The following is a 13,778-nucleotide window of genomic DNA, read 5'->3' as shown; positions in this document are numbered from 1 at the left end:
ATGACCAAGCAAGAGTTGATCGACCGCATTGTTTGGACGCTGAAGACGGACGCCGAGACCATGCACATCGGCAAGAAGCATGTGGCCAGCGTGCTCGACATCGCCGGCGACGTGATCGCCGCCGAGCTGCTGGGCGGGGGCGAAGCGCCCCTGCCTGGCCTGGGCAAGCTGGTGACCCAGGCGACAAAGGCCCGCCAGGGACGCAACCCCCGGACCGGGGAGCCTCTCGACATCCCCGCCGGCCGTCGGGTGGCGTTTAATGCGGGCAAGGCCCTCAAGGAGGCGCTGAAGTGAGACGCTTAACTGAACATACGGACGAGGCCGCCACTGCGTTGGTGGATACGTGGAACTTGCACTACCCGATTGGGACGGAAGTCAAAGTGGTCAAGGATCGGGGCGAGGTCCTGGAGACGCGCACGCGTTCGCAAGCTTGGATTACTCCTTCTGGCGGCGTGTTGGTCATGATTGTGGGGATATCCGGCGGCTATAGCCTCTCGCGTGTCATCCCCATACCCCAAGCCTGATTGCGAAACCGCCCCACGCGGGGCGGTCGTCGGACGGTGGCGCGTCCGGCCTGACGAGCAGCCGAAAGGAAATATCGTGGCAAAACGCAACAAACGTGATTGTGCAACATGCGGCTGGGGTGTCCATTGGGAACGTAGCGGTTATGACGGCAAGCTGCATGGTCGTTGCATGTTCAGACCGTCTTGTCGCGTCCCGCGTCACTATGGATTCGCAGCCGGGTTTGGCGAAGAAACGCCGATGCCAGAAGACTGCCCGGCATGGAAGAAACCGCGAGATATGTATCTCGTGCCAGAGTGGAAAGAAGAACATCTTGAATATCTTGCGCGAGCAAATGACTATAAATGCAGAAAAATTTCAGAGGTTGCTCAACAGATTAGAGACGAAAGAGCGAGGCTTCTCGCCGAAGACCCGGAGATGGCCAAGCGCTTGGGGATACAGCAATGAACCGTAAACCAAAAAACTTCACCGTGACCCTCGAAATTGGGGGAAAGTCGTATGGCTCAGTTTCAAAAACGACGTGGGAGCAGGCTGTTCGAGCAGTGAACAAAGCGGAATGTGGAACAAAGCCAAAGCGGGTCACGGCGGCCACCATTCGGGCGGCCCTGAAGAAAAAGGTCAAGGAAGAACTGTCGCAAGAGCAACGCCAGAACATCCTGAACCTGATGTGGTCCGGGCTCACAGTAGCCGAAATCGCCACGCAAGCAGGGGTGACGCATGAAGTCGTTCAGGGAGTGTTCGAACTGAACATCAAGACGGTGAAAACGCTTCGCAAGGAGTCCCTGTGATGTCTGCCCCCAAACGCTTCCTCCCCGGCCGCGCCTACGGCGGCTCCTTGGCCGTGATCGACACCCACCGCAAGGGCCGGGCGGTCTGCATCGTGCTGCCGGACCCGGAAAAACCCGGAGCGGCGGACAAATTGGCCGTGATTTTCGCTGACGCGTTGAATCAGCTCCACGAGAAAAGCACCGGAGGGAAAAAGGCATGAGCGCCGCACAAAACTACCGCAAGGCCCTGACCACGAAGATCCACGTGGCCAAGGCCCAACTGGGCATCAGCGACCCGGACTACCGCGCGTTGCTCCAGACCATGTTTCGGGCGGCCAGCTCGAAGGCCCTGACCACGCGCCAGCTCGACCAGTTGTTGCGCCACTTCGAGGACAACTGTGGCTGGCAGCCGCGCACCACCAAGGCCCGCAAGGGCGACAAGGCCCCCAGCGAAAAGGCTCTGCGCCGCACGCCGATGCTCACGAAGATTGAGGCCTTGCTGGCCGAGCTGGCCAACATGCAGGACGCCTTTGTGCCGTGGGACTACGCCCACGCCATCCTCAAGCGGATGTACAAGGTCGACCGCCTGGAATGGGCCACGCCCAACCAGCTGCGCGCGGTGATCGCGGCCCTGGACAAGCGCGTGGCCAAGCTCATCAGGCAGGCGCTCGAAGACAAGGACACGCGCCTCGAAGTGCTGCGGGTGTGGCGCGAAAGCATGCGCAAGGCCGCCGGCCTGCGCGAGACCGTTTAGCGAGCGTTTACAGCGTGGACCAGGTCAACACCTCCTCCCTCGATCTGCCCGGCGTGCTGGCCGAGATCGCGGCCGTGGCCGGCGAGGCCGCCGCCGTGGCCGTGGCCCGTGCCAAGGGCGGCACGCGGGCCTACCTGCCCGGTCCGGACCGCTTGCTGCCTGGTCACTGGCTGGTGGCCGCCGTGGGGATGGAGGCCGCCCAGGCCATCGCCGCCCGCCTGGGCGGCGGCGACGTGGAGATACCGCTGGGGCCGTACGCCGGCAACCGGGCCAGGGTGCATGCCGCAATCCGCGAGGCCGCCCGGCGAGGCGAGTCCGAGGCCGCCATCGCCCGCCTGGTCGGAGTAACGGACCGCACCGTGCGCAACCTCAAGGCCGCCCGGCGGGACCGCAAGGGCCTCCGCTCCGACCAGACCACGCTGTTTTGAGGAGTTTTGCCCATGACTGAGGAATTTACATTGTGCAACGCGCTGCTGGCGCACGGCTCGGCCCGCTCGATCCTGCTGGTGCTGGACGACGGACGGTCCGTGACCCTGCCGGATAGGCTGTTGCGCTATGACCGGGACGGCGCCCGGTGCGGCGAGAAGATCACCCTGGCCATGCCCCTGTGGCTGGCCAGAAAGGAAGGGTTGCTATGAACGCGCTGGAACGCTTCAACAAGGCCAAGGACGAATACGTCGCAGAAGTCGAGCTGATGTATATGGCTGCGGAGAAGATTTACGGCCCTGACGATCCCTACATGGAACGCATGGCCGCCGCGATGGAGCGAATGGCGGCCGGTTTGCGGGCCGGCAGGTTGCAGGCCGAACGCAAGGCGGAAGCAGAAACGCCCGGCATCGTCGCCCAGATGGGCGCGTATCTCCGGAGCAAGGCGCACTGACATGGCTGACGACGGTCGCGTGATCGAAGTGGATTTCACGAAGCGCCAGCCGCCCGTGATACAAAAGACGTTCGCGGATCTGCCCCCATGCTCCCACAAGGTGATCGCGGTGGACAGGGGCGCGCGCCGGGTCTTTTGCGACGCCTGCGGTCAGGAACTTGACCCCATCCAGGTGCTTATCGACCAGGCGAGCGGCCATCGCCGCGTGGACCATCGCATCCAGGAGTTGAGGAAGCTGCAAGCCGAGATGTCCGAGCGGGAGACCCTGCGGTTGCGCCTGGCGGCCGACCAGGCCAAAAACCGCCTGCGCATTGTTTCCGGTCTGCAAGACGCGGGGCCAGGCGAGCGCGTTGTGCAGATCGCGGTCAAGTGTCGCGCCACCGGGAACAGCTATGGCTTTTTCGTGGCCATACCGACCAAGCGGTGGCGCAAGGGCTTTGATCTCGCCGTGCTGGAGCTGCTCGCCCCTCGACTGTTCAACGTGTTTCAGTGGGTTTGGACAGGGCCGGCGTTTGAAGGTGAGCAAAATGGCTGACCGTCGCCGGCCCGAGGCCCGTATCACCCTGGAGACTCCCGCCGGCCGGCGCGTGGCCGAGTTGTTCCCGGCGGAGCTGTTTGCCGGGCGCCCTGGCGCCACGCCCGGGCGCTACCGGGTGCGGATCGATCGGGCCTGGTACGCGCCGGGCGAAAAGTACGTGTTCGTGACCTTGCAGGAGGCCTTCGCCGTCTTGGCCGGCCTGGCGGGCGTGGCCCCGTCCGAGCCCGCCCCGAAGATCCCCGTGGGTAGTTGGGTGCGCGTCCCCAGCCGGGTGATCGCCGGCGCGAAGCTCTACACCCGCACCCACACCATCCGCCCGCCGTTCCAGGGTGTGGACGGCCGGTGGCGGGTGTTTTGTGCGCTGTTCAACGCCCCTGTTCTTGTAGACGATATCGCCTGACGCCCGGTGTTTACCAGATGACGAGATTCGTTTACACGCTTGCGCAGAGAACCTTTGAGCCTGCGGGAGAATGTGTATGTGGATATTCGTTGCTTGGATAGTGTGTGGAGTCGCTACGGCGGCCGTCGCGACCTAAAAAACGGGATGGGTACCTGCCATGAAAAGACTGTTTCTGCTCGTCGTTTGTGTAGCCCTATTCTGCTCAACTGCCTATGCCGGATGGCCACCGACTCAAAAAGAAGTGACGGAAGCGATTAAGGCCGCCGTTATCATGAGTCGGAAGGGGTATGTAACTGTTGATATTGACAATAACACCGCATTTATTGAGCCTCTTGGGTGGAAAGGCTTCACCACGCAAGACAAGATGCTTTTCACGTTGACCATCATGAGAGTGTTCTCTGAAAAACGTGGCGGAAACCAGCCTTATGTATTCATCCGCGAACAAGTCAGTAAAGACCTGCTGGCTACAGGTTTCCTCGAAGACGGGCGAATCGAGCTGAAGCGTTGAAGGTCGCCAGTCCCCGTGAGCAACCTTGACACCACCGAACGTTTCAGGCATGGGCCGTCCAGGAGCCTCAGAACTCCTTTATCGTAGGACGGCCCCACGCCCGTCAGCCGTGCCATAGGCGCGCAAGCGCCGTTTGTTTTACCTGACCGGTTCTCTGCCGGGTGTGGGCTAATACAATACCTTTCGGGGGAATACGCCCGCCGCTCCTACGCGGTTCTGAGCACCCGGCAGTTTTCATTTCCGAAGCTGTCCATCAGAAAATTGTAGGAGGCCTTTCATGTCCACGACCATTTCCCTTCCCACCCCCGCGATTTCCGTTGAGTTCCTGTCTGGCGAGCGTCCGGCTGTTCGGTCTGTCGAGCTGGCCCAGCATTTCGGCTTGCAGCACAAGCATGTGCTGCGCGACATTGACGGATTGCGGAAGAAGCTTCCGGCATCCTTCACTGAGCCCAACTTTGGGCCGAGTGAATACCGAGACTCGACCGGCCGCACCTTGCCCGCCTTCCTCCTCACCCGCGACGCCTTCACCCTGCTCGTCATGGGCTGGAACAGCCAGCGGGCCATCGAGTGGAAGCTCAAGTACATCGAAGCCTTCAACGCCCTGGAGCGTGCCGCGTTGGAGAACGCCCGGCAACAGGCCCTGGAAGACGCGGCCACGGCCCGGCGCGAGGGCGTGGCCGTTGGGGCCAGGGCCGTGCTGGCGGTCTCGCCGGAGCGTTTGCAGGCCTTTCGCCGGGTGGTGCGCTACAAGCGCATGGGGCTTTCCACGTCCGAGGTGGCCAAGCTCATGGACATGGGTGCGACAACGGTGCGCATGTGGGCGCGCAAGGCCCGCACCCTCGGCCTGGAGGCGTAGCATGCTGGTGGACCCTGACGACACCTGCGCGGACCTCTTGGAGAAGGTAAGCGAGCTGACCGGCTTTCTGGCCGAGGCCGTTCCGGCCTGGCTCGACCACGGTCCGGGCTCGCCGGCTCCTTCGCCCAGGGCGGTCGCCGGCCTGAGCTGGATAGCCCTGCTGCTGGCCGACATGGCCGACCAGGCGGCCAAGCGCCACCGGCTGGAAACCCAACGCCAGGCGGCCTGACGCCGAACACCGACAACCAACCGGCCCCCGCTCACGCGGGGGCCTTTGTTTGACATCGCCTATTTGATCTGCGAAGAGGCAGAATAGGCCGCCCCTCCCGACCACCCCGGAAAATTTTCCGGGTTAGCCTCCCGCCCGCCAAATTCTACACCGTCCACGTTGCCAACCTCAACGTGGACGGTGTTTTCATGCACATCATCTTCTCGTCTCCCGGTGTGTTCTCTTCGTTTGTGACCGACATGGCTCCGGGGTATCGGATACCCCCCGAGATCGCTTTGGCCTTGGTCCACGTGGAATCCGGGGGCTGCTATGACGCCTGGAACCCTGAACCCCGCTACAATTACCTGTGGGACGTGCGGGAAAACCGACCTTTCAAACGTCTCACTCCCGCTGAATTGGCGTCCAAGTACCCCCCCAAGGGCTTTCCGGCCCCGCCCGGCGTTGATCCCGACGCCGAGTACTGGGGCCAGCAGGCCAGCTGGGGCCTGGGGCAGATCATGGGCGCCAACGCCCGGGCCTTGGGCTACAATGGCAAGTTTTTGACCGGCCTGTGCGAACCCGGCGTGGGGCTCTCCTACGCCCTGCAACACCTGTCCCGCCTGCGCGACCAGTTTCTTGCCTCCACCGGCTGGCCCGGAGTGCTGGCGGCCTACAACGCGGGCTCCCCGCGCAAGACGCCTGACGGCACGTGGGAGAACCAGGCCTACGTGGACAAGATCGCCCTGGCCCTGGGCGGCGCGTGGCCGTCGTGAGGGCCTGGCTGCAACAGTGTTGCAACGCCGCGCATGTGTACTGCCGGCTGCGCGGTCTCGGGCTCTCAACCTCTCGGGCCAGGCGCTGGGCCGCAACCTGGGAGCGTCTCGTCAACCGCATCCTCTACAACAGGTGACCCCATGTACGACATCAAACCTTGGTATCGATCGACCGGCGTGGTCGGCGCGCTCATTGTGCTGGCCGGCGCGTGTCTCAACCTGCTGGGCATGCATGTGTCCAGCGAAGACCTGGTCTTGCTCTGCCGGGAGCTGACGACCCTGGCCGGGGCCGTGGGCGGCGTCATGGCCTTGATCGGCCGGCTCAAGGCCACGGCCGCCATCGGCAAGCCGGCGCTGATCACCGGGAGCTACGTCGGCGGCGCGCTGGAATCCGTCGATCCGCCCGCCGGGCCGTATCTCGCTTCCGTGGCCGAGCCCATTCTGTCCGTCCGGCCCGAAGCGCCGCCGGTGCAGGCCCCGCCCGCGCCGCAACCCGCGCCCGCGCCCCAGCCGGCCCCTGTCGCTCCGGTCCCGGCGGGCAGTGATGGATGCTTGTGACATGGCTCAAGAGGCGGAACGCGTCTACCTGGCCCAGGCTCTGGCCCGCGCCGGGCAGGCCGCCCCCCGGCAGAGTCAACGCACGCGCGCCGGCCGCGTCGTCTGCCTGGACTGCGGCGAGCCCATCCCGGCCGGGCGGCTGGCCGCCGTGCCTGGGGCGTGCCGGTGCGTGGGATGTCAAACCGAATACGACGAGGGGTAAACAATGGAAGAAACAACGCTCAAGTGGGCGAGCATCATCGTCCCCTGCGTCGTACTGGTGTTCCAGAGCGTGTTGGCGTGGGCCAGCTGGTCGATGAACAAGAAGTTCGTGCCTAGCGAAGAGTGCGCCAAGTGCCGCGAAGAAATGAGCGGCCGGGTCGCCAAGGCCGAAACCACGCTCACCTGCCTGGACTCCCGGCTGGAGCGCCTGCCCTCGGAAAGCGACATCCGGGCGCTTTCCGCCAAGCTGAGCGAGCTTGGCGGAAAGATCGACACGTTGTCGGCCCGGATCGACGGCCAGGAACAGGTCATGGAACGTGTTGAACGCCCGCTCAATCTCTTGATGGAACACCATTTGCGAGGTGCGTCGTGAATCAGTTTGCCGCGCTCGTCAGCGAGGACCGCCGTCTGGGCATCCTGCGCTTCCTGGCGGAAGACAAAGGGTTTTCTCTCAACACCAGCGTATTGCAAGACGCCTTGTGCGCCATCGGTCACACCGTGAGCCGCGACGAGGTACACACTTTGGCCGCCTGGCTGGCCGAGCAGGGGCTTGTGGAACTGGAAAAGGTCGGTCCCGTGACCGTGGTCAAGATCACCGCGCGCGGCGTGGACGTGGCCTCCGGTCGGGCCGAGCAGCCGGGCGTGAAACGTCCGATGCCCCGGTAAACGGGGTAAACATGGCTCGCAAGTCCACCGTGAAACAACTGCCCAAGGCGGTTCAGGAGAGCATCCACCGCCTGTTGGATTCCGGGCGTACTCTCGACGAGATCGTCCAGCACCTGGACGCAATGGGGGCCAAGGTCTCGCGTTCGGCGCTTGGACGCTACGCCCAGAACTACGAAGAAGTCGCCAAGAAGCTTCGGGAAACCCGCGATATCGCCACGTTCCTGGGCTCGCGCCTGGACGATCTGCCCAACAACGTGGGCCGGATCACCACGGAGCTGCTCCACAAGCTGCTGTTTCAGGTGACGCTCAAACAGTTGGACGCCGACGATCCCGATGTGAGCGCCCGCGACCTGATGGCCCTGGGCAAGGCCCTCAAGGACACCATCATCGCCACCAAGACCAGCGCGGACATGGAGCTGCGCATCCGCGAGGCGGCCCGCAAGGAAGTGGAGGCCGAGGCCAAGCAGAAGATGGGCGAGGCCGTGGGCACGGGCAAGCTGGACGCCGAGGCGGCCGAAGAGGCGCTTCGCATCCTGGGGTTTGGCGGATGAGCGACACCCTGCTGCATTTTCATCCTTACCAGATGGCCTGGAAAAACGACCAGGCCCGGTTCAAGATCGGCATGCTCTCCAGACAAATTGGCAAGACCTTCACCACCAGCGCCGAGATCGTGGAAGACTGCATCCGGGCTGAGATTGAAGGCCGCCGGGTGCGTTGGGTCATGCTGTCTCGGGGCGAGCGCCAGGTCAAAGAGACCGTGGAAGAGACGATCAAGCCCTTCACCAAGGCGTTCTACCACGTCTATGGCGCGCTCAAGGGCGCGCCGGTGTTCGAGGAGCAGAAGTTCCACACCGGCGGCGACGTGGCCTACCTGGCCCAGGAGGTCAAGTTTCCGGGCGGCTCGCGCATCACCGGCCTGCCGGCCAATCCCGACACGGCGCGCGGCTATTCGGCCAACGTCTACCTGGACGAATTCGCCATCCACGACAATTCCCGCGAAATCTGGAAAGCCCTTTTCCCGGTAATCTCCAAGAACGGCTTGCGGTTGCGCATCACCTCCACGCCCAACGGCAAGGACAACAAGTTCTACGAGATTTGGTCGGCCAACGACAATGTCTGGAGCCGCCACCGCGTGGACATCCACGAGGCCGTGCGCCAGGGCCTGGACCGCAACATCGCGGAGCTGCGCGCGGGCCTGAACGACGAAGAGGCCTGGGCGCAGGAATACGAGCTGCAATTTCTGGAAACGTCCTCGGCCTGGCTGCCCTTCGACGTGATCGTTGGCTGCGAGCATGCCGACGCGGGCCGGCCGGAACTCTACACCGGCGGTCCGGTCTACATCGGCAACGACATCGCGCGCCGTCGCGACCTGTGGGTGGCCTGGGTCTGGGAACTGGTGGGCGACGTGCTCTGGACGCGGGAAATCAGCGTGCTGCACAACGCCCCCTTCCACGTGCAGGACGCGGAGATGGACCGTCTGGTCAAAAAGTACCGCATGCTGCGGCTCACCATGGACCAGACCGGTATGGGCGAAAAGCCGGTCGAGGACATGCAACGGCTCTACGGCGCGGACCGTGTCGTGGGCGTGCTGCTTTCCGGCGCGACCCCGCTCAACGTGGCCACGGCTGCCAAGCAGGCCTTCGAGGACCGCCGGGTGCGCATTCCGGCCGGCGATCCCGTTCTGCGCGACGATCTGCACAAAATTCAAAAGGTGGTCGGCCCCACCGGCGCGCCGCGCCTGGTGGCGGACCGGGACGGCAACGGCCACGCGGATCGTGCTTGGGCTTGTTTTCTGGGCGTGGCTGAAGCGTTTTCGAGCTTCATGGAGTACGGCTACATGCCGGCCTCCAAATCCGAAGAGCACTGGCTGAACCCCATGTCCGGCCTGGGCCGGTCCAGATTCGGCAAAGGAGCATTCTGATGGCGACGTACCTCTATGACGCACGGGGCAACCTGGTGGACACGGGGGCCTTGAAAGAAGACGTCGCGGCCCCGGACAGGTTCGACTTTCGGCCCGTGGTGTCGGGCCACCCGGCCCAGGGCCTCAACCCCCAGCGTCTGGCCTCGATCCTTCGGCAGGCCGAGTACGGCGAACCCTTGAGCTATTTCGAGCTGGCCGAAGAGATGGAAGAAAAGGACCTCCATTACAGAAGCGTCCTGGCCACCAGGAAAAACCAGGTGGCGGGCTTGGAAATCACGGTCGAGGCCGCAAGCGACGATGCCCAAGACGTCAAGCGCGCCGACTTCATTCGCGACTGGCTCCAACGTGACGAATTACGCCTGGAGCTGTTCGACATTCTGGACGCCGTGGGCAAGGGGCTTAGCCTGGTGGAAATCCGTTGGGACACCACGGGCAAGCAGTGGGTCCCGTCCGGGCTCGAATGGCGCGATCCCCGGTGGTTTCTCTTCAGCGAGCAGGACGGCGGCACGCCGCTTCTGCGTTCCGTGGCCGGCCCGAAGCCGTTGCCGGCCTACAAGTTCATTCGGCATGAGCACAAGTCGAAGTCGGGGCTGGCCCTTCGCGGCGGTCTGGCCCGCGCGGCCTCCTGGGGTTACCTCTTCAAGAATTTCGACGTGAAAGCCTGGGTGGCGTTCGCAGAGGTCTACGGCGTGCCGGTGCGCGTGGGCAAGTATGGCCAGGGCGCCAGCGACAAGGACAAGCAGGTACTTCTGGAAGCGGTCACTAATATCGCCAACGACGCGGCGGCCATCATTCCGGCGTCCATGGCCCTGGAGTTCGTCGAAGCCAAGATATCCGGCAACCTGGACCTGTTCGAGCGCCTGGCCGAATTTCTGGACAAGCAGATTTCCAAAGCTGTTTTAGGCCAGACCGGCACCACGGACGTGGGCCAGCACGTGGGCACGGCCAACGCCCACGAACAGGTGCGCCAGGACATCGAGACAGCCGACGCGGTGCAGCTTTCGGCCACGCTCAACCGCGACCTGGTCAGGCCGATGATTGACCTGAACTTCGGCGCGCAAAAGCTCTATCCCCGAGTGAAGATCTTCCGGCCCGACTCCGAGGACATGGAGAAGGAGGCGAAGATCCTGGCCACCCTGGTTCCGCTCGGCCTGCGGGTTGAGGAATCCGTCGTCAGGGACAAGCTCGGATGGCCCGACCCCGCCCCGGACGCCGTAACCCTGCAAACCCAGCGGACGGAAACCCCTCTCCAGCCTATCCCCGAGCCAGGGGCTTTGCCTGTCGAGAAACCCGGTAAAGCCCTACAAAGCGCGGTCCATTCGGCCGCGCCGCCCGCGCCACCTTCCGACGCCATCGACCAGGCCGTGGCCGAAGAGCTGGGCGACTGGCAGCCGCTGGTCAAGCCCCTGGTGGACCCGATCCAGGCGCTGCTGGAAGACTGCTTATCTCGCGGCCAGGATCTGGAGACCTTCCGCCGCCGCCTGGCCGAGCTGCCGGCCAAACAGGACCCCTCGGCCCTGGCCGGGCATCTGGGGGGCATGCTGTTCAAGGCCCAAGGCCTGGGCGAAACCGGAGAAGACCTTGACCTGGTTTAAGCCCCAACCCTTCCAGGAGGCGGTCGACTCCATCAAGGCCCGGGGCGCATCCCTGCCGCAGACGTTTGGCTGGCAAGACATGTGGCAGTCCGCCCACGCCACGGGGTTTACCGTGGCGAAAAGCGCCGGCTTCGACATCTTGAAGGACATCCACGGAGCCGTGCTCAAGGCCCAGGAGTCGGGTCTGACCCTCAAGGAATTTCAGGCCCAGCTCACCCCCATCTTGCAAGCCAAGGGCTGGTGGGGCCGCAAAGAGGTCACGGACCCCGCCACGGGCGAAAAGGTCATGGCGCAGCTCGGCAGCCCGCGCCGGCTGGAAATCATTTACGATACCAACCTGCGGGTGAGCTACGCGGCCGGGCGCTGGGCGCAGATTGAGCGCACCAAGGCCCGGCGGCCGTACCTGCGCTACGTGGCCCTGCTGGACGGGCGCACCCGCCCTCAGCACCGGGCCTGGCACGGCACCATACTGCCCGTGGACCATCCCTGGTGGCGCACGCACTACCCGCCCAACGGCTGGCGTTGTCGATGCACCGAGCAACAGCTTTCGCAACGAGACCTGGACGAATTCGGCTACCAGGTGAGCGACGATCCGCCCCCGGACGAGATGACGCCCTGGACCAATAATCGCACCGGCGAGGTGACGTTGGTGCCGAAGGGCATCGATCCGGGCTGGGCGTACAACCCGGGGCAGGCGGCCGTCGAAGAAAACGCGGCTCGCGCGCTCATGGGCAAGATTGTCAACGCCACGCCCGACCTTGCCGCCGCCCAGGCGGCGAGCGCCCGGTTCGTGGCGCCGGCGCTCGAACGTGAGTTGGGCACTTGGATCGAGGACGTGGCCAGATCAGTGGAGGGCGGCGCGCCCATGACCACCGGCGACCGCCGGGTGGTGGGGGCGCTCGATGACCAGGTCATCGCCTACCTGCGGGGCAAGGGCTACGAGCCTGACAGCGGGGCCATCACCCTGAGCGACAAGGACGTGACGCACATGTACCGCGAAGCCAAGCGCGAACGCGGAGACACCTTGTCGATCGGGGAGCTTTCGCGGCTGCCTCGCGTGCTGGCCAACCCCAAGGCGATCTTGTGGGACAAGGAGCGCCCCGGTCTGATTTATCTTTTCGACCAGGGAGAGGGCGCGGGGAAGGTGGTGGTGCAAGTCGATTACGCCACGAAAGTCCGTTCACCGGAAGGGAAGCGCGTAGCGATCAAAACCAACAATGCCCGTTCGGCTCGCATTGTTGATCGAATCAACACCTTCGAGAACCAAAGCGCATACGACTTGATAGAAGGGGAATTGTGATCGACCGCCCAGGTGGTGCGCCACTTCCACCGAGGGACATCCTGCTCTGCGACAGGGCAGCCCCAGCCGGGAGCGATATGCCGGCCATTCTGGGCGGTCAGATAGGGCACTCTTCAAATAAGCCCTGTGGGCGCTCCTGACAAGCCCTCCCGGCCCGTTCATCGTCCGAAACCGGTAAACGCGCGAGTAAACGGCATTCTGGCGAAATGCGGGGCATGCCCTCCCGTCGGCCAGGGTTGCCCTGGCGCGCCATGAGCGCTACACAGCAATAACGCCACAAAAAGGATGCCCCGGAAAACTTTCCGGGTTATCCCCTTCGTCCTCCCGTCCTAGACCTGCCCTCATGCAGAGGGAACTCCACGCCATCCATTCCATGGAACTGCCCGCCGGCGTCGCGCCGGACTGGGTGCAGCTATTGCCGGCCGGCACATTCGCGGGCCGCGACGGCCGGGGGCCGTACGCCCTTGGCGACGCCCAAGCCGTCATCGCCGCCACCATGGCCCATCAGGCCGGGGCGGACCTGCCCATAGACTACGACCACCAGATTTATCGCTCCGAGGCCAACGGTCGTCCGGCCGTGGCCGCCGGCTGGATCACGGAGTTGCAGTCCCGGTCCGACGGTATCTGGGGCCGCGTGGAGTGGACCGTCCGAGCGGCCGAGCACCTCAAGAACCGCGAATATCGCTACCTGTCCCCCGCTTATGTCCACGATCGGGACGGGAACGTCCTGCGCATCGAGGGCGCGGGGCTCGTCAACAACCCCAATTTGGAGCTGACGGCGCTGGCCAGCCAGCTTCCCGGAGGGAACAACGTGAACAAGCTCCTCGAAGCGCTGGCCAAAGCCATGGGGCTGCCCGAGGATGCGACGGAAGAAACCGTCGTCACCCACGCCAAGGCTCTGGTGGCCGAACGCGCCCAACTGGCCGAGCTGGCCAAGGTTTTTGGCGCGCCCGACGGCTCCACGCCCGAGCAACTCGCGGTCCATGCCAAGACGGCCATGACCGGTCTGGCCCAGGCTCTGGGAGCCGCCGAAGGCTCCACCCCCGAGCAGCTCGTCGCTCACGCCAAGACCGCCACCGGCGAACCCGATCCGGGCAAGTACGTGTCGCTGGCCGTGCATAACGTCCTTGCCGGCGAGTTGCAGGGCCTCAAACGCGAGCGCGACCAAGAGAAGGCCCAGGCCGCCGTGGGTCGGGCCAAGGCCGCCGGCAAGCTGATACCGGCGCAGGAGCCGTGGGCCTTGGCCCTCGCCTCCAAGAGCCTGGAAGATTTTTGCGCCTGGGAAGCCGGCGCTCCCGTGGTGATCGAGCCCGGTCGGGTCGCCCCGGTCG

23 protein-coding genes and 1 other RNA gene are annotated in these 13,778 nt (G+C 64.4%); all 24 read left to right on the top strand.

Going from position 1 to position 13,778, the window contains the following annotated elements; all coding sequences use genetic code 11:
• A complete protein-coding gene (locus ACYQ01_RS11100) occupies positions 1–294 on the top strand; it encodes an HU family DNA-binding protein (RefSeq protein ID WP_459933939.1) in 294 nt (97 codons plus the stop codon).
• A 230-nt stretch (positions 295–524) separates the two neighbouring features.
• Positions 525–591: hammerhead ribozyme type II (locus ACYQ01_RS11095), an RNA gene on the top strand.
• 9 nt (positions 592–600) lie between these two features.
• Positions 601–969: a hypothetical protein gene (locus ACYQ01_RS11090; protein WP_459933938.1), complete on the top strand. Its 369-nt coding sequence runs from the start codon at positions 601–603 to the stop codon at positions 967–969.
• The gene (locus tag ACYQ01_RS11085; protein ID WP_459933937.1) at positions 966–1,310 is read left to right on the top strand and encodes a hypothetical protein; all 345 of its coding nucleotides are present in this window, start codon (positions 966–968) and stop codon (positions 1,308–1,310) included. The genes ACYQ01_RS11090 and ACYQ01_RS11085 overlap by 4 nt, the downstream gene beginning before the upstream one ends.
• Positions 1,310–1,510 carry a hypothetical protein gene (locus ACYQ01_RS11080; protein WP_459933936.1) on the top strand — a complete coding sequence of 67 codons (201 nt, stop codon included), beginning with the start codon at positions 1,310–1,312 and terminating at the stop codon, positions 1,508–1,510. The genes ACYQ01_RS11085 and ACYQ01_RS11080 overlap by 1 nt, the downstream gene beginning before the upstream one ends.
• A complete protein-coding gene (locus tag ACYQ01_RS11075) occupies positions 1,507–2,043 on the top strand; it encodes a phage protein GemA/Gp16 family protein (protein ID WP_459933935.1) in 537 nt (178 codons plus the stop codon). Before ACYQ01_RS11080 ends, ACYQ01_RS11075 begins: the two co-directional genes overlap by 4 nt.
• Before the next feature lie 14 nt (positions 2,044–2,057).
• Entirely contained in the window at positions 2,058–2,471 is a 414-nt protein-coding gene (locus tag ACYQ01_RS11070; protein WP_459933934.1) for a hypothetical protein, read from the top strand.
• 12 nt (positions 2,472–2,483) lie between these two features.
• A complete protein-coding gene (locus ACYQ01_RS11065) occupies positions 2,484–2,681 on the top strand; it encodes a hypothetical protein (protein ID WP_459933933.1) in 198 nt (65 codons plus the stop codon).
• Positions 2,678–2,923: a hypothetical protein gene (locus ACYQ01_RS11060; protein WP_459933932.1), complete on the top strand. Its 246-nt coding sequence runs from the start codon at positions 2,678–2,680 to the stop codon at positions 2,921–2,923. The genes ACYQ01_RS11065 and ACYQ01_RS11060 overlap by 4 nt, the downstream gene beginning before the upstream one ends.
• 1 nt (position 2,924) lies before the next feature.
• Positions 2,925–3,458 (top strand): hypothetical protein, encoded by a 534-nt coding sequence (locus ACYQ01_RS11055; protein ID WP_459933931.1) that lies wholly within the window; start codon positions 2,925–2,927, stop codon positions 3,456–3,458.
• Positions 3,451–3,861, top strand: a complete 411-nt coding sequence (locus ACYQ01_RS11050) for a hypothetical protein (RefSeq protein WP_459933930.1) — start codon at positions 3,451–3,453, stop codon at positions 3,859–3,861. Before ACYQ01_RS11055 ends, ACYQ01_RS11050 begins: the two co-directional genes overlap by 8 nt.
• A gap of 157 nt (positions 3,862–4,018) precedes the next feature.
• Positions 4,019–4,369, top strand: coding sequence for a hypothetical protein (locus ACYQ01_RS11045; protein ID WP_459933929.1), 351 nt, complete (start codon positions 4,019–4,021; stop codon positions 4,367–4,369).
• Between the two features lie 277 nt (positions 4,370–4,646).
• Positions 4,647–5,225, top strand: coding sequence for a Rha family transcriptional regulator (locus tag ACYQ01_RS11040; protein ID WP_459933928.1), 579 nt, complete (start codon positions 4,647–4,649; stop codon positions 5,223–5,225).
• Between the two features lies 1 nt (position 5,226).
• Positions 5,227–5,454, top strand: a complete 228-nt coding sequence (locus ACYQ01_RS11035) for a hypothetical protein (RefSeq protein WP_459933927.1) — start codon at positions 5,227–5,229, stop codon at positions 5,452–5,454.
• Positions 5,455–5,642: 188 nt separating this feature from the next.
• Positions 5,643–6,206 (top strand): transglycosylase SLT domain-containing protein, encoded by a 564-nt coding sequence (locus tag ACYQ01_RS11030; protein WP_459933926.1) that lies wholly within the window; start codon positions 5,643–5,645, stop codon positions 6,204–6,206.
• A 141-nt stretch (positions 6,207–6,347) separates the two neighbouring features.
• A complete protein-coding gene (locus ACYQ01_RS11025) occupies positions 6,348–6,764 on the top strand; it encodes a hypothetical protein (protein WP_459933925.1) in 417 nt (138 codons plus the stop codon).
• A gap of 1 nt (position 6,765) precedes the next feature.
• Positions 6,766–6,966 (top strand): TraR/DksA C4-type zinc finger protein, encoded by a 201-nt coding sequence (locus tag ACYQ01_RS11020; protein ID WP_459933924.1) that lies wholly within the window; start codon positions 6,766–6,768, stop codon positions 6,964–6,966.
• A gap of 3 nt (positions 6,967–6,969) precedes the next feature.
• Positions 6,970–7,338 (top strand): DUF2730 family protein, encoded by a 369-nt coding sequence (locus ACYQ01_RS11015; RefSeq protein ID WP_459933923.1) that lies wholly within the window; start codon positions 6,970–6,972, stop codon positions 7,336–7,338.
• Positions 7,335–7,631: a VpaChn25_0724 family phage protein gene (locus ACYQ01_RS11010; RefSeq protein ID WP_459933922.1), complete on the top strand. Its 297-nt coding sequence runs from the start codon at positions 7,335–7,337 to the stop codon at positions 7,629–7,631. The genes ACYQ01_RS11015 and ACYQ01_RS11010 overlap by 4 nt, the downstream gene beginning before the upstream one ends.
• Positions 7,632–7,642: 11 nt before the next feature.
• Positions 7,643–8,182 (top strand): phage protein Gp27 family protein, encoded by a 540-nt coding sequence (locus ACYQ01_RS11005; RefSeq protein WP_459933921.1) that lies wholly within the window; start codon positions 7,643–7,645, stop codon positions 8,180–8,182.
• On the top strand, positions 8,179–9,552 hold the full coding sequence (locus ACYQ01_RS11000) for a terminase large subunit domain-containing protein (protein WP_459933920.1): 1,374 nt from the start codon (positions 8,179–8,181) through the stop codon (positions 9,550–9,552). The genes ACYQ01_RS11005 and ACYQ01_RS11000 overlap by 4 nt, the downstream gene beginning before the upstream one ends.
• Positions 9,552–11,147 carry a DUF935 domain-containing protein gene (locus tag ACYQ01_RS10995; RefSeq protein ID WP_459933919.1) on the top strand — a complete coding sequence of 532 codons (1,596 nt, stop codon included), beginning with the start codon at positions 9,552–9,554 and terminating at the stop codon, positions 11,145–11,147. The genes ACYQ01_RS11000 and ACYQ01_RS10995 overlap by 1 nt, the downstream gene beginning before the upstream one ends.
• A complete protein-coding gene (locus tag ACYQ01_RS10990) occupies positions 11,134–12,447 on the top strand; it encodes a phage minor head protein (RefSeq protein ID WP_459933918.1) in 1,314 nt (437 codons plus the stop codon). The genes ACYQ01_RS10995 and ACYQ01_RS10990 overlap by 14 nt, the downstream gene beginning before the upstream one ends.
• A 343-nt stretch (positions 12,448–12,790) precedes the next feature.
• The coding region (locus ACYQ01_RS10985) for a phage protease (RefSeq protein WP_459933917.1) at positions 12,791–13,778 on the top strand (988 nt) is incomplete at its 3' end.

The sequence above is a fragment of the Fundidesulfovibrio butyratiphilus genome (genome assembly GCF_054657235.1).
The sequence above is the reverse complement of the archived record's forward strand: the minus strand, read 5'-3'. Positions and strand labels throughout refer to the sequence as shown.

Excerpts from the sequence above, each read along its gene's own strand:
- ACYQ01_RS11020 (WP_459933924.1), top strand. The coding sequence starts at position 6,766 with ATGGCTCAAGAGGCGGAACGCGTCTACCTGGCCCAGGCTCTGGCCCGC.
- ACYQ01_RS11040 (WP_459933928.1), top strand. The coding sequence starts at position 4,647 with ATGTCCACGACCATTTCCCTTCCCACCCCCGCGATTTCCGTTGAGTTC.
- ACYQ01_RS11080 (WP_459933936.1), top strand. The coding sequence starts at position 1,310 with ATGTCTGCCCCCAAACGCTTCCTCCCCGGCCGCGCCTACGGCGGCTCC.
- ACYQ01_RS11050 (WP_459933930.1), top strand. The coding sequence starts at position 3,451 with ATGGCTGACCGTCGCCGGCCCGAGGCCCGTATCACCCTGGAGACTCCC.
- ACYQ01_RS11005 (WP_459933921.1), top strand. The coding sequence starts at position 7,643 with ATGGCTCGCAAGTCCACCGTGAAACAACTGCCCAAGGCGGTTCAGGAG.
- ACYQ01_RS10995 (WP_459933919.1), top strand. The coding sequence starts at position 9,552 with ATGGCGACGTACCTCTATGACGCACGGGGCAACCTGGTGGACACGGGG.
- ACYQ01_RS11100 (WP_459933939.1), top strand. The coding sequence starts at position 1 with ATGACCAAGCAAGAGTTGATCGACCGCATTGTTTGGACGCTGAAGACG.
- ACYQ01_RS11025 (WP_459933925.1), top strand. The coding sequence starts at position 6,348 with ATGTACGACATCAAACCTTGGTATCGATCGACCGGCGTGGTCGGCGCG.
- ACYQ01_RS11035 (WP_459933927.1), top strand. The coding sequence starts at position 5,227 with ATGCTGGTGGACCCTGACGACACCTGCGCGGACCTCTTGGAGAAGGTA.
- ACYQ01_RS11060 (WP_459933932.1), top strand. The coding sequence starts at position 2,678 with ATGAACGCGCTGGAACGCTTCAACAAGGCCAAGGACGAATACGTCGCA.
- ACYQ01_RS11015 (WP_459933923.1), top strand. The coding sequence starts at position 6,970 with ATGGAAGAAACAACGCTCAAGTGGGCGAGCATCATCGTCCCCTGCGTC.
- ACYQ01_RS11000 (WP_459933920.1), top strand. The coding sequence starts at position 8,179 with ATGAGCGACACCCTGCTGCATTTTCATCCTTACCAGATGGCCTGGAAA.
- ACYQ01_RS11085 (WP_459933937.1), top strand. The coding sequence starts at position 966 with ATGAACCGTAAACCAAAAAACTTCACCGTGACCCTCGAAATTGGGGGA.
- ACYQ01_RS11055 (WP_459933931.1), top strand. The coding sequence starts at position 2,925 with ATGGCTGACGACGGTCGCGTGATCGAAGTGGATTTCACGAAGCGCCAG.
- ACYQ01_RS11045 (WP_459933929.1), top strand. The coding sequence starts at position 4,019 with ATGAAAAGACTGTTTCTGCTCGTCGTTTGTGTAGCCCTATTCTGCTCA.
- ACYQ01_RS11075 (WP_459933935.1), top strand. The coding sequence starts at position 1,507 with ATGAGCGCCGCACAAAACTACCGCAAGGCCCTGACCACGAAGATCCAC.
- ACYQ01_RS11030 (WP_459933926.1), top strand. The coding sequence starts at position 5,643 with ATGCACATCATCTTCTCGTCTCCCGGTGTGTTCTCTTCGTTTGTGACC.
- ACYQ01_RS11065 (WP_459933933.1), top strand. The coding sequence starts at position 2,484 with ATGACTGAGGAATTTACATTGTGCAACGCGCTGCTGGCGCACGGCTCG.